This is a genomic window from Lactonifactor longoviformis DSM 17459, assembly GCF_900129135.1.
Lineage (GTDB): Bacteria > Bacillota > Clostridia > Lachnospirales > Lachnospiraceae > Lactonifactor > Lactonifactor longoviformis.
In genome coordinates this window covers 188,399-201,847 of the sequence record NZ_FQVI01000001.1, presented here as the reverse complement: position 1 = coordinate 201,847, position 13,449 = coordinate 188,399, and the positions used below count along the sequence as shown (strand labels likewise).

General features: G+C 46.5%; 15 protein-coding genes. All 15 read left to right on the top strand.

Going from position 1 to position 13,449, the window contains the following annotated elements; genetic code table 11:
- The first annotated feature begins 1 nt into the window (after position 1).
- The 15 genes from def (at position 2) to BUA56_RS00755 (ending at position 13,403) form a co-directional block, all read left to right on the top strand.
- Positions 2–484: a peptide deformylase gene (gene def, locus BUA56_RS00825; protein WP_072848287.1), complete on the top strand. Its 483-nt coding sequence runs from the start codon at positions 2–4 to the stop codon at positions 482–484.
- A complete protein-coding gene (gene fmt / locus BUA56_RS00820) occupies positions 481–1,425 on the top strand; it encodes a methionyl-tRNA formyltransferase (RefSeq protein WP_072848286.1) in 945 nt (314 codons plus the stop codon). The genes def and fmt overlap by 4 nt, the downstream gene beginning before the upstream one ends.
- A gap of 4 nt (positions 1,426–1,429) precedes the next feature.
- Positions 1,430–2,140, top strand: coding sequence for a zinc metallopeptidase (locus BUA56_RS00815; protein ID WP_072848285.1), 711 nt, complete (start codon positions 1,430–1,432; stop codon positions 2,138–2,140).
- The gene (rsmB, locus tag BUA56_RS00810; RefSeq protein ID WP_072848284.1) at positions 2,133–3,482 is read left to right on the top strand and encodes a 16S rRNA (cytosine(967)-C(5))-methyltransferase RsmB; all 1,350 of its coding nucleotides are present in this window, start codon (positions 2,133–2,135) and stop codon (positions 3,480–3,482) included. The genes BUA56_RS00815 and rsmB overlap by 8 nt, the downstream gene beginning before the upstream one ends.
- A gap of 3 nt (positions 3,483–3,485) precedes the next feature.
- Positions 3,486–4,547, top strand: a complete 1,062-nt coding sequence (rlmN, locus tag BUA56_RS00805; RefSeq protein WP_072848283.1) for a dual-specificity RNA methyltransferase RlmN — start codon at positions 3,486–3,488, stop codon at positions 4,545–4,547.
- A complete protein-coding gene (locus BUA56_RS00800; RefSeq protein WP_072848282.1) occupies positions 4,544–5,287 on the top strand; it encodes a Stp1/IreP family PP2C-type Ser/Thr phosphatase in 744 nt (247 codons plus the stop codon). The genes rlmN and BUA56_RS00800 overlap by 4 nt, the downstream gene beginning before the upstream one ends.
- On the top strand, positions 5,281–7,431 hold the full coding sequence (gene pknB / locus BUA56_RS00795; RefSeq protein WP_072848281.1) for a Stk1 family PASTA domain-containing Ser/Thr kinase: 2,151 nt from the start codon (positions 5,281–5,283) through the stop codon (positions 7,429–7,431). The genes BUA56_RS00800 and pknB overlap by 7 nt, the downstream gene beginning before the upstream one ends.
- Positions 7,432–7,434: 3 nt before the next feature.
- Positions 7,435–8,313 carry a ribosome small subunit-dependent GTPase A gene (gene rsgA, locus BUA56_RS22705; RefSeq protein ID WP_072848280.1) on the top strand — a complete coding sequence of 293 codons (879 nt, stop codon included), beginning with the start codon at positions 7,435–7,437 and terminating at the stop codon, positions 8,311–8,313.
- 3 nt (positions 8,314–8,316) lie between these two features.
- Entirely contained in the window at positions 8,317–8,979 is a 663-nt protein-coding gene (gene rpe / locus BUA56_RS00785) for a ribulose-phosphate 3-epimerase (RefSeq protein WP_072848279.1), read from the top strand.
- A gap of 2 nt (positions 8,980–8,981) precedes the next feature.
- Positions 8,982–9,638, top strand: coding sequence for a thiamine diphosphokinase (locus BUA56_RS00780; RefSeq protein ID WP_084067532.1), 657 nt, complete (start codon positions 8,982–8,984; stop codon positions 9,636–9,638).
- A 152-nt stretch (positions 9,639–9,790) separates the two neighbouring features.
- Entirely contained in the window at positions 9,791–10,888 is a 1,098-nt protein-coding gene (gene ychF / locus BUA56_RS00775; RefSeq protein ID WP_072848277.1) for a redox-regulated ATPase YchF, read from the top strand.
- Between the two features lie 128 nt (positions 10,889–11,016).
- Positions 11,017–11,178 (top strand): aspartyl-phosphate phosphatase Spo0E family protein, encoded by a 162-nt coding sequence (locus BUA56_RS00770; protein WP_158640960.1) that lies wholly within the window; start codon positions 11,017–11,019, stop codon positions 11,176–11,178.
- 286 nt (positions 11,179–11,464) lie between these two features.
- Positions 11,465–11,896 carry a division/cell wall cluster transcriptional repressor MraZ gene (mraZ, locus tag BUA56_RS00765; RefSeq protein ID WP_072848275.1) on the top strand — a complete coding sequence of 144 codons (432 nt, stop codon included), beginning with the start codon at positions 11,465–11,467 and terminating at the stop codon, positions 11,894–11,896.
- A 29-nt stretch (positions 11,897–11,925) separates the two neighbouring features.
- Entirely contained in the window at positions 11,926–12,867 is a 942-nt protein-coding gene (gene rsmH / locus BUA56_RS00760) for a 16S rRNA (cytosine(1402)-N(4))-methyltransferase RsmH (protein WP_072848274.1), read from the top strand.
- Between the two features lie 20 nt (positions 12,868–12,887).
- Positions 12,888–13,403 carry a hypothetical protein gene (locus BUA56_RS00755; RefSeq protein ID WP_072848273.1) on the top strand — a complete coding sequence of 172 codons (516 nt, stop codon included), beginning with the start codon at positions 12,888–12,890 and terminating at the stop codon, positions 13,401–13,403.
- Positions 13,404–13,449: the final 46 nt, after the last annotated feature.

Genomic DNA, 13,449 nt, shown 5'->3' with positions numbered 1-13,449 from the left:
TATGGCGTTAAGAAAGATAAGAGTGCAGGGAGATCCTATTTTGAACAAAAAGTGCAGACCGGTGGAGGAGATGACACCAAAGATTCAAGAATTGATAGACGATATGTTTGATACCATGTATGAGGAAATGGGTGTGGGGCTTGCGGCACCTCAGGTAGGTGTCCTGAAAAGAATTGTTGTCATTGATACAGACGGCAGCCCCAGGGCTTATATCAATCCGGAGATTCTGGAGACGTCAGGGGAACAGACAGGGGATGAGGGGTGCTTAAGTGTGCCCGGCATGGCCGGACAGGTTACAAGACCAGACTGGGTGAAAGTGAAAGCCTTAGATGAAAATATGGAAGAATTTATTCTGGAAGGCACCGATCTGCTGGCAAGAGCTATCTGTCATGAGCTGGATCATCTGGACGGCAAACTTTATACAGACCTGGTGGAAGGTGATCTCCACAGTACTAATGCGGAATACGAGGAGGAAGAAGAATGAGAATCGTCTTTATGGGAACCCCGGATTTTGCGGTAGGCACACTGGAGGCTCTGATAGAAGCCGGCCATGACATTGCCGGTGTAGTGACCCAGCCGGACAAACCAAAAGGAAGAGGGAAGAACCTTATGGCCCCGCCGGTAAAGCAGGCTGCTATTGCCCGGGGACTGGCTGTGTATCAGCCTAAAAAAGTCAGAGACCCGGAATTTATCCAGATTTTAAGAAAACTGGAACCTCAGATAATTGTGGTAGTTGCCTTTGGCCAGATTATACCTCAGGAGATACTGGAGCTTGCCCCCTTTGGTTGCATCAATGTCCATGGCTCTCTCCTTCCCAAATACAGAGGTGCGGCTCCTATCCAATGGGCTGTCATCGACGGAGAGAAAGAGTCCGGGGTAACAATTATGAAAATGGATGCGGGTTTGGATACCGGCGATATGATTTCCAAGGAAATTGTGCCTCTGGAGGACAAGGAAACCGGCGGAAGTCTCTTTGACAAACTGGCCAAAGCTGGCGCCAGGCTGTGTGTGCAGACTCTGCCGTCTATTGAAAATGAGACAGCAGTCTACGAGAAGCAGCCGGAAGAAAGTCCGACGGCATATGCCAGTATGATAGATAAAAAAATGGGATGTATCCAATGGGAAGAAAAGGCAAAGACCATAGAACAGCTGATCCGGGGGCTGAATCCGTGGCCTAGTGCCTATACGTATCTTCAGGGGAAAACCCTGAAAATATGGGAGGCAGATGTGCTTTCTGAGGAATCCGGGAAAGAGCCGGGTGAAGTGGTACGTACAGATAAAACAGGGCTTTATATCCAGACAGGAGATAAGGTCTTGTGTGTGAAAGAACTGCAGCTGGAAGGAAAGAAAAGAATGGAAGCAGGGGCGTTTCTGAGGGGATATGAGATCCCTGAGGGAACGAGATTGAAAGACAGCAAGGAGTGATGGTATGCCATTTGGGACAGGATATTATTGGGGCTTTGATCCTACGTATTTACTGATTATTATTGGACTTCTTATCTGTGTATGGGCATCGGCGAGTATGAACAGCACATTTGGCCGGTACAGCAGGATAGAGAACCGCAGCAGAATCACAGGAGCGGAAGCAGCACAGAGAATACTGCAGTATGCGGGGATTCATGACGTGCATATTGAGCGGACCGGGGGAAACCTTACCGATCACTATGATCCCAGAACAAAAGTACTGCGGCTGTCGGGAAGCGTATACGGCAGCACATCTGTGGCTGCTGTCTGTGTAGCCGCCCATGAATGCGGACATGCGGTACAGCATAACAGACAGTATCTTCCTTTGACGGTCAGGGGCGCTATTGTTCCTGTGGCAAATCTGGGCTCAGCCCTGTCCTGGCCGTTATTCTTTGCCGGTCTGATCTTTTCCGTACCATCATTGCTGACATTGGGGATTGTATTATTTACAGCAGCAGTGGCATTTCAGCTGGTGACCCTTCCGGTGGAGACCAATGCCTCCAGAAGGGCCCTTGCAATGCTGCAGGAAACAGGAATTTTAAGAGAAGAGGAGTTAAGAGGCGGCAGAAAAGTTCTGAAGGCTGCAGCGCTGACATATGTAGCAGCACTCGCATCCTCCATATTACAGCTGCTGCGTTTGCTGATACTCGCAGGAGGAACAAGAAGGGATGATTAATAGTATCAATACCAGGGAACTGATCCTGGGAATCTTACTGCAAGTGAACAAAGAGGGGGAATACAGCCATATTGCAATCCGCAATACTCTGGGGAAATACCAGTATCTGTCAAAGCAGGACCGGTCTTTTATTACCAGAGTGTGTGAGGGAACTTTGGAATATCGGCTTAAAATAGATTATATCATTAATCAGTTTTCCAATGTCAAGGTGAATAAAATGAAGCCTGTCATCAGGGAGATACTCAGAAGCGGGGTCTATCAGCTGCTCTATATGGACAGCATTCCCGATTCCGCAGTATGCAACGAAGCTGTAAAGCTTGCCCAGAAAAAAGGATTTTACAGTCTGAAGGGGTTTGTGAACGGGGTACTTCGTACTATAGCCAGGGAGCGGGGGAAGCTTGCTTTTCCTCCAAAGGAGCACCACGTAGAATATCTCTCAGTTACCTACTCCATGCCGGTATGGCTGGTAGTCCGATGGCTGGATCAGCTGGGCTTTGAGACCACAGAAACTATACTGAAGGCATTTTTACAAGAACGTCCCACGGCCGTGCGCTGCCAGGAATATCTTAATTCTACGGAAGACACCATAGCCAGCCTGAGAAGCCAGGGAGTTAAAGTGGAGAAGGCTCCTTATATAAAAACCGCTTACTATATCTCTGAATATGATTATCTGCCGGCCCTTCATGCGTTTACCATGGGCAGAATACAGGTACAGGATGTCAGCTCTATGCTGGTAGGGGAGATAGCAGCCCCCAGCCCCGGGGACAGAATTCTGGATCTGTGTGCAGCCCCCGGCGGAAAGAGTCTCCATGTGGCAGATAAGATGAAGGGACAGGGCCATGTGGAAGCCAGGGATGTGAGCGAGTACAAAGTACAGTTGATGGAAGAAAATTTTCGCCGTGCAGATGCTGTAAATATAGAAGCTGTCTGCAGGGACGCATGCGTTTATGAGGAGGAGACTGCCGGCAGTGCAGACATAGTCTTGGCGGATGTCCCCTGCTCCGGACTGGGAGTCATCGGGAGAAAGACAGATATAAAATATAAGATGACACCTGAGAAGCAGGAACAGATCATCAAGCTTCAGAGGAAGATACTGGAAAATGCTGCAGCCTATGTCCGGCCGGGGGGAATCCTGATTTATAGTACATGTACGATCGCAAGGGAGGAAAACCAGGACAACATACATTGGTTTGTCAATCATTATCCCTTTCAGCCGGAATCTCTGGATCCCTACTTATGTGAAGAGCTACATAGTGAGACTACCGGACAGGGATATCTTCAGCTGCTGCCCGGGGTTCATGAGAGTGATGGGTTCTTTATAGCCAGATTGAGAAGGGTGTAGGAGATGGAAGGATTAGATATTAAATCATTGACAGCTGAGGAACTGCAGAATGTAATGGCAGAACTTGGGGAAAAGCCTTTTCGGGGAAAGCAGCTGTACCAGTGGCTGCATGTAAAACTGGCGGACAGTTATGAAAGCATGACAAACCTGCCTCAGCATCTGAGACAGAGACTGGAGGAAGAATATCCATATACTTGTCTGAAACCCGTGGAAGTTCAAACATCAAAACAGGACGGAACACAGAAATACTTGTTTGCCCTTGGGGATGGAAATGTGATTGAGAGTGTGCTGATGAAGTATAAGCACGGAAATTCTGTCTGCATATCCTCTCAGGCGGGCTGCCGGATGGGCTGCCGGTTTTGTGCCTCAGGCATAGGAGGGCTGACCAGAAATCTGCTGCCGTCAGAGATGCTGGATCAGATTTACCAGATTCAGAAGTTATCCAAAGAACGTGTGTCTAATGTGGTTGTGATGGGAACAGGAGAGCCCCTGGATAATTATGACAACCTGGTGCGGTTTATCCGCATGCTCAGCGATGAAAAAGGGCTGAATATCAGCCAGAGAAATATTACAGTATCTACCTGCGGAATCGTACCCAGGATCCGGCAGCTGGCTGAAGAAAAACTTCAGATTACATTGGCTATTTCTCTTCATGCCTCCAATCAGGAAAAGCGGAGGGAGCTGATGCCTGTAGCCAATAAGTATGAACTTGGAGAATTGATGGATGCATGCAGAAGTTACTTTGAGAAATCAGGCCGCCGCCTGACCTTTGAGTACAGTTTGGTAGGAGGAAAAAACGACACGCCGGAAGACGCGGCAGAGCTTGCTGCACTCCTGAAAGGGCTGAATTGCCATGTGAATCTGATACCGGTAAATCCTGTCAAGGAGCGGGATTTCGTGCAGTCCGATAAAAAAGTTATAGTTAATTTTCAAAATAAACTTGAAAAATGCGGAATTAATGTTACTATTAGAAGAGAAATGGGCCGGGATATTGATGGAGCCTGTGGACAATTACGAAAGAAATATATCTTGATAGATAAGAAAGAAAGAGAGACGCAAGGATGAAAGTTTATTCTGTGACAGATGTAGGACAGAAGAGAAAAGTGAATCAGGACTATGTCTTTGCATCAGAGCAGGCTGTCGGTAACCTGCCCAATCTTTTTGTTGTTGCGGACGGGATGGGCGGACATAATGCGGGTGATTTTGCATCAAGTTTTGCCGTTCAGGTTTTGCTTGATACCGTCAAGGCAGATGCGGAGTATAATCCCATAAAGATTATTCGTAAGGCAATCGAAAATGCGAATCTTAAATTGCTGGAGCAGGCAGCTAAAAACGAGGGAATGTCCGGCATGGGTACAACTATGGTTGCGGTAACAGTAGTCGACCATTATGCTTATGTGGCAAATGTGGGTGACAGCCGTCTGTATGTCATGGATGACGGAATCCGTCAGATTACAAAGGACCACTCCCTGGTAGAGGAAATGGTGCGCATGGGTGAGATCAGCAGAGAGGATGCCAGAAATCACCCGGATAAGAATATAATAACAAGGGCGTTAGGGGCAAAAGAGGAAGTGGATATTGATTTTTTTGATATCAAGCTGCATCCGGACAGCATTATTTTGCTGTGTTCCGACGGCCTTACTAATATGGTAACAGATGATGTAATTGCGCAGATTGTAAAAGAAGCTCCCTCGCTGGAGACAGCAGGACAAAGTCTGATTCGTTTGGCGAATGAAAATGGTGGAAAGGACAATATTGCGGTGGTACTAGTAAAACCAGGTACAAAAGAGGTGGAAGTATGTTAAATGTGGGAATGATTATTGGAGAAAGATATGAGATTGCCGGCAGAATCGGATCCGGCGGTATGGCAGATGTATACAAGGCGAAAGATCATAAACTGAACCGCTTTGTAGCTGTAAAAGTATTAAAGGCTGAATTCCGGGAGGATATGACATTTATCCGGAAATTTCAGACAGAAGCCCAGGCGGCGGCAGGGCTGGCACATCCGAATATAGTAAATGTGTTTGATGTAGGGGAGGATAACGGCGTTTACTATATTGTTATGGAGCTTGTTGAAGGTATAACGCTGAAAGAGTACATCTCCAAGAAGGGTAAATTAAGTGTAAAAGAGGCAACCAGTATCGCTATTCAGGTATCTATGGGACTTGAAGCGGCGCACAACCATAACATTGTTCACAGAGATGTGAAGCCTCAGAATATTATTATTTCAACAGACGGAAAAGTAAAGGTAACGGACTTCGGGATCGCAAGGGCTGCATCCTCTAACACTATTAGTTCAAATGTTATGGGGTCTGTGCATTACAGCTCCCCGGAGCAGGTGCGGGGGGGATACAGTGACTCAAAAAGTGATATCTATTCCCTGGGCGTTACTATCTATGAGATGGTAACCGGAAAAGTACCGTTTGACGGAGATACTACAGTGGCGATTGCCATTAAGCATCTGCAGGAAGAAATCGTTCCTCCTTCAGAGTATAACTCTCAGCTGCCCCACAGCCTGGAACAGATAATTCTCAAGTGTACGCAGAAAAGTGTTGACCGGCGCTACAACAGTATGGCTGAGGTAATTGCAGATCTGAAGCATTCACTGATAGACCCGGACGGGGACTTTGTGAATCTGGTTCCCCTCAGCAATCACGCGCAGACCGTGGTGATTTCCGGGGATGAGCTGAATGAGATTAAGAAGAACCGCTATGGTGACACCCAGCCCTCCTATCCCCCACAGGATGAGGAGTACGATGAGTATGAGGAGGATGAAGACGGTGATGATTACGACGATGACTACGACGACGGCAGAAAGGGCGGCATTAATACCCGCCTGGAGAAAGCTCTTACCATAGGCGGACTGATTGTCGGTGCCATCATTATCTGTATTTTAATCTATCTTATCGGTCAGGCAGCAGGGATTTTTACCTTCGGTTCGAAAAATAAAGAAAATAACAAACCAAAGGTTGAGGATACCTCAGACAAGAATGATGAGGATGCACAGGTTGAGGTTCCAAAACTGGTGGGAAAGACAGTGGAGGAAGCCCAGAAACTGGCTTCAGACAACTCTCTGGGAATTAAGAAGGCCGGCGAAGAGGCTTCTACGGAATATGAAGCAGGTGTGATTATAAAGCAGGAGATTGAGGCCGGTACAAAAGTTGATAAGAACACTATGATAAAATATACGGTAAGTACGGGCAGCGATGAGATTCGTGTGGCTGATGTTGTGGGAGAAACGCAGACAGATGCGGAAGCTACGCTCCAGGACCAGGGCTTTGAGACCAAGGTGGAGAAGGAGAAAAGTGATTCCGTGGATATCGGCAAGGTGATTTCCACAGACCCGGGAGCCGGAGAAAGTGCCAAAAAGGGCGACACCATTACCGTAAAAGTTAGCATCGGAAAGGGCGATAAATCAGTGAAGGTGCCCAATGTAGTGGGGCAGAAAGAGGCAGATGCCAAGGAAGCGCTGAATGAACTGGGGCTTGACGTGGTAGTGGAAAGCGGTACCAGCAGCAGTGTGGACATCGGGGATGTCATGAAGCAGGATATCTCTGCGGGCCGTTCTGTGGAAGCCGGGACTACAATTACCATTACAGTAAACACCGGAAACAGTTCCGATAATGACTCTGATACCGATAAAAAGGATGACAACACCAGCACGAACACATCCGCCAGCGGAACATGGAAATGCGTTGGGCAGCAGATAGCTTCACCTCCGGGATACAAAGGCGGTGAGATTAAGATGGACCTGGCTCAGGAAGTGGATGGCGAGATTCAGGCAAAAACGATCCTTACGGATGAAAAGTTAAAGTTCCCGTATTCCTTAAAGAATGTTGAGGGTGAGCCGGGAGTTACAACTGGTACTATATATGTCTATGAGAAAGTAGATGGTGAGTACACGATGCTGGGGGCATATAAAAATCTGAAGTTTGAACAGGTAGATTAATACATGCAGGGAAAGATAGTGAAAGGAATTGCCGGATTCTACTACATTCATGTAGCAGAATCCGGGATTTACGAATGCAAGGCAAAGGGAATATTCCGAAAAGAAAAGAAAAAGCCGCTGGTAGGCGACGATGTAATCATAGAGGTCCTTGATGAGGAGAACAGAGTAGGTAATCTGGTGGAGATACTTCCCAGAAGAAATGAACTGATACGGCCAGCCGTTGCCAATGTTGATCAGGCAATGGTGATATTTGCCGCCCAGGAGCCGAAACCGAACTTCTCATTGCTGGACCGCTTTTTGATTTCCATGGAAAAGCAGGGCATCCCCACAAAAATCTGCATCAACAAGAAGGACCTGGTTACAGGGGAGGAACTGGAGCTGCTTATCAGTGAATATAAGAAGTGCGGATATGAGGTTTTCACCACCAGTGCGGAGCAGGAAGAGGGGGTGGAGCAGATGAGTGCGCTTCTGAAAGGAAAGACTACGGTGGTGGCCGGACCTTCGGGGGTGGGGAAATCTTCTCTGACCAATCTTGTTCAGCATGGGGTTGAGATGGAGACAGGAGCTATCAGCCAGAAGCTGGGACGGGGAAAGCATACCACCCGGCACTCGCAGCTGATACAGATAGACGAGGGCACTTACATCATGGATACCCCCGGATTCAGTTCACTCTATGTTGCGGACATGGAAAAGGAAGAACTGAAGGACTATTTTATAGAGTTTGCTCCCTATGAGGGGGCCTGCCGGTTCCAGGGGTGTTCTCATACCCATGAACCGGGATGTGCAGTAAAAGAAGCCCTGGATAAGGGGGAACTCAGCAGAATCCGCTATGCGAATTATGTAGAATTTTATGAGGAACTAAAAGACAAGAGGAGGTATTGAGGTATGAAATATGAGTTATCACCATCTATATTAGCTGCAGACTTTAACCGTCTGGGAGAGCAGATTAAGAAAGTAGAGGAGGCAGGAACCAGATGGCTTCATTTTGATGTTATGGACGGGATCTTTGTGCCCAGCATTTCCTTCGGCATGCCTGTCTTGGCCTCACTGAAAAAAGAAACCTCTTTATTTATGGACGTGCATCTGATGATTACAGATCCGGGAAGATATGTAGATACGTTTATGAATAATGGGGCTGATATGCTTACCGTCCATGCGGAGGCGTGCACCCACCTGGACCGCACCATAGCGCAGATCAAGGAGGCCGGATGCAGGGCCGGGGTGGCTTTGAACCCGGCAACTCCTGTCTCGGTGCTGGAGCATGTGCTGGATACAGTGGATATGGTGCTGATTATGACTGTGAATCCCGGATTCGGGGGACAGAAGTACATACCATACTGCACCCGTAAAGTTGCTGTGTTGAGAAATGAGTTTGACAGAAGAGGACTGGATACGGATATTCAGGTTGACGGGGGAATTACCACCGATACATTGCCTGAAGTTCTCAAAGCGGGTGCAAATATTTTTGTAGCAGGCTCTGCTGTTTTTAAAGGAGATATTACAAAGAATGCAAAAGAGCTGCTGGAACTTATGGAGCATGAGGCCTGAATATGAAGACGTTGATGATTAGCGGCGGCTCTCTGGATGAGAAGTTTGCCCTGAACTTTATTGCAGAGATGAGGCCGGATTATATACTGGGCATTGACAGGGGGCTGAATTTCTGCTATCAGCATGAGATACTTCCTTCCTATATAATGGGAGATTTTGACAGCATTGATTCCCGAGTGATGGAGTATTACATGAATAACCCCGGGATTCCAGTGGAGCGGTTTCAGCCGGAAAAGGATGCCACAGACACACAGATAGGAATTGAAAAGGCAATTGAATTAAAAAGTACAGGCATATGGATCCTGGGGGCAACAGGCGGGCGTATGGATCATTTCTGGGGAAATGTACAGTGCCTGGCGTTGGCCCACCAGGCCGGTATACCGGCAGTCATTGTGGATCCCCAGAATTATATTACGCTTCTGGGGAAAGAGACCATGCTGGAGAAATCCAGACAATTTGGAACCTATGTTTCCTTTTTTCCTCTGGGGGATGCGGTAGAGGGACTGACATTGGAGGGATTCAAATATCCCCTGACTGACCATTATCTGAAAAACAGCGATGGTCTGGGGGTAAGCAACGAGATTGCAGAGGATACAGCGATCGTAAAATACCGACAGGGAATGCTGCTTATGATGATGTCGAAGGATAGAGAAGCATAAAGGGCCGATGCGAAAATTGTCGATAAAAAAATGAGAAATGTCGAGTGATAGGGTGGGTCAAGGTCTTGATTCGCCTTATTATGTGTGTTAGAATTTACCATAAGCAATAAAAAGCGGCTGCTTATAACATAGAAGAAAAGAGGATTTAACATATGAAATTAGGAATTGTAGGACTTCCCAATGTGGGGAAGAGTACCTTATTTAATTCCCTGACCAAAGCAGGGGCGGAGTCTGCTAATTATCCGTTCTGCACCATTGATCCCAATGTGGGAGTAGTACCGGTGCCGGATGAGCGTCTGCAGCTTTTGGGTGATTTTTATCATTCTAAAAAAGTGACTCCGGCAGTCATAGAGTTTGTTGATATTGCAGGACTTGTAAAGGGAGCTTCCAAAGGGGAGGGATTGGGAAACCAGTTTCTGGCAAATATCCGGGAGGTTGATGCCATTGTTCATGTAGTACGCTGCTTTGAAGACAGCAATGTGGTCCATGTTGACGGGAGTATAGATCCTCTCAGAGATATAGAAACGATCAATCTGGAACTGATCTTTTCAGATATTGAAATATTGGAGAGGCGGATTGCCAAAACATCAAAATCTGCCAGAAACGATAAAGAGGCAGCCAAAGAGCTGGAACTTCTTCAAAAACTGAAAGCCCATCTGGAAGATGGGAAGCCTGCCTCTGTCTTTGCGTGCGGGACGGAAGACGAAGAAGAGTATATAGCTAATTATAACCTTCTGACAGGTAAGCCAGTGATCTATGCGGCTAATGTAGCGGAAGAGGATCTGGCAGACGACGGGTCTTCCAACAGTCTGGTTGAAAAAGTCAGGGAGTACGCAGGGGAACAGGGCAGCGAGGTCTTTGTGATCTGTGCGCAGATCGAACAGGAGATTGCGGAGCTTGACGAAGAAGAGAAAAAAATGTTTTTGGAGGATTTGGGTATTAAGCAATCCGGCCTGGAAAAGTTAATACAGGCAAGCTATCGGCTGTTGGGACTTATCAGTTATCTGACATCGGGAGAAGATGAGACCAGAGCATGGACAATCAAAGTAGGTACAAAGGCGCCACAGGCGGCCGGAAAAATCCACACGGATTTTGAGAGAGGATTTATTAAGGCAGAGGTGGTGAACTTTCAGGATCTTCTGGACTGTGGTTCTTATGCAGGGGCCAGGGAAAAAGGGCTGGTGCGTATGGAAGGAAAGGACTACGTGGTAAAGGACGGAGATGTGATTTTATTCCGATTTAATGTATAAGAACTGAAAAAAAAGAGACTACTACTATGTAGATAATCAAACTTGGGAGATAGGCAAATATGGCATGTGGGGACTCTGGTTATCCTGAACGGGAAAATGATGGATAAATACAAAGGAGATTGATGCATATGACAAGATTGGAACGATTGAGACACGAGATAGAAGCTGCGAGACAGGCCATGGATGAAAAGATAGGGAATAATTTCAAGCTGGAAGAAGTTTACAGAGACAGTGTTAAACTGGATGTACTAATTGAGGAGTATATGGCAGAGGCAGAGGCGTCGGCATAATATAGTAGGCGCTTTCAGTGCTCTCTACCAGATATAGTAAAAAAGAAAAAAGCAGGACATATCATCTGATTTGCAGGTGATTTGTCCTGCTTTTTTTCTGTGAAAGATTTATGAAAAAACATATGTTCCCCTTGTTTTTTAGGGGTGATTAGTATAAAATGGGTACATAAGTGGTAGAAAGTGGTGAAAAGTGGTGGCAAGTGGATGATAAGTGGCAGAGCATTCACAGGTTGCCGCGGGAAGTGCAAAGGGGAGACTTGCAGTTCCACGAAAGAAGGTGACATTCATGTTCATGGGAGAGTATAGTCATACAATCGACGCGAAGGGGCGATTGATCATTCCGTCAAAATTCAGAGAACAATTAGGGGAAGAGTTCATTTTGACGAAAGGTTTAGATGGTTGTCTGTCTATATTTCCACAGGATGAATGGAAAGTTTTCGAGGAAAAATTAAAAGCCTTACCACTTACGAATAAAAATGCAAGAACCTTCTCACGTTTCTTTGTCTCCAGTGCTACTTCATGCGAATTGGACAAGCAGGGGAGAATTCTCGTTCCATCTACACTGCGGGAATTCGCTGGTCTGGAAAAGGATGTTGTGCTGACTGGAAATATTACCAGAATAGAAATATGGAGCAAAGAGAAGTGGATAGAAAACAGCAGTTTTGATGACATGGATGCCATTGCAGAAGGGATGCAGGACATGGGAATTGTCATCTGACGGCTGTAAAACGGACACAGGAGATTAGAATGGAATTTAAACATCAATCTGTATTACTGGAGGAGACCATTACAGGCTTACGGGTAAAGCCGGATGGTATTTATGTGGACGGTACACTGGGAGGAGGCGGTCATGCCTTAGAGGTATGTAAGTTGTTATCTGCCAAGGGGAGACTGATAGGCATAGATCAAGACGATGCTGCAATCATGGCTGCGGGTGAACGTTTAGGGGATTACCAAGATCAGGTGACGCTCATTCGCAGCAATTATTGCAATATGAAAGCAGAGCTTGGCAAGTTGGGAATCTCATCTGTGGATGGGATTATATTAGATTTAGGGGTTTCATCCTATCAATTAGACACTGCGGAAAGGGGATTTACCTACAGGGAAGATGCCCCTTTGGATATGCGTATGGACCAAAGAGGGGACCGTACGGCAAGGGATATTGTTAATACTTACAGAGAAAACGAACTGTATCGGATTATACGCGATTACGGTGAAGATAAATTTGCAAAAAACATTGCAAAACATATTGTCCTGGCAAGGGAGGAGCATCCCATCGAGACGACTGGGGAGTTGATCGAGGTGATTAAAAGAGCGATTCCTATGAAAATAAGGGCAGTAGGCGGACACCCGGCTAAGAAGACGTTTCAGGCAATTCGGATTGAGCTGAACCATGAACTGGATGTATTGAGAGATTCGCTGGATGATATGATTGATATGCTGAACGACGAGGGGCGTATCTGCATCATCACCTTTCATTCACTGGAAGACAGGATTGTTAAAACCATCTTCAGGAAAAATGAGAATCCCTGTACGTGTCCCAGTAATTTCCCGGTATGTGTATGCGGGAAAAAGCCCAAGGGAAGAATTATCACGAAAAAGCCAATAGTACCAGGGGAGGAGGAGCTGGCACGGAACAGCCGTGCAAAAAGCTCCAAGCTAAGGGTTTTTGAACGGCGTCTTACGTAAGCCAAAGTAAGGAGTAAAGTATGGCTAGTGGAGGCAATCGAAGGGTAAATCAAAGATCGGTGAGTACGAGAAATTCAGAGAATACCAGGTATTCTTATATAGAAGGAAATACAGTAAGAAGTGTGCAGACAGCGCCTAAAAGGCAGGAACGTCCGGTAAGGGGAAACCGGGAGGTCAGCCACAGGGCGCGGAGAAACCGTGCGAAAGCACTGCAGGTAAATAAAGGCTATATTGTGTTTTTGGCACTGGTATGTACTGCTACTTTATTTGCGTGCGTGCAATTCCTTCAACTGAAGGCAGTGATTACTGCACAGACAAAGGAAGTGGCATCATTAGAGACACAGCTGAGTCAGCTGAAAGCGGATAATGATGCTTTTTACAGCGAGACACTTGCATCTGTAGATTTGGACCATATTCGGGAGGTGGCGATTAATAAACTGGGGATGGGTTACGCCCAGGAAGACCAGGTTATTCGTTACAGCACCAAGGGAAGCAGTTATGTAAGACAGTATAGAGATGTACCGGATGCAAAGTAGGTGAGTAAATTGGAACGCAGGAAGAAACAGAAAAGAAAATTGAGTG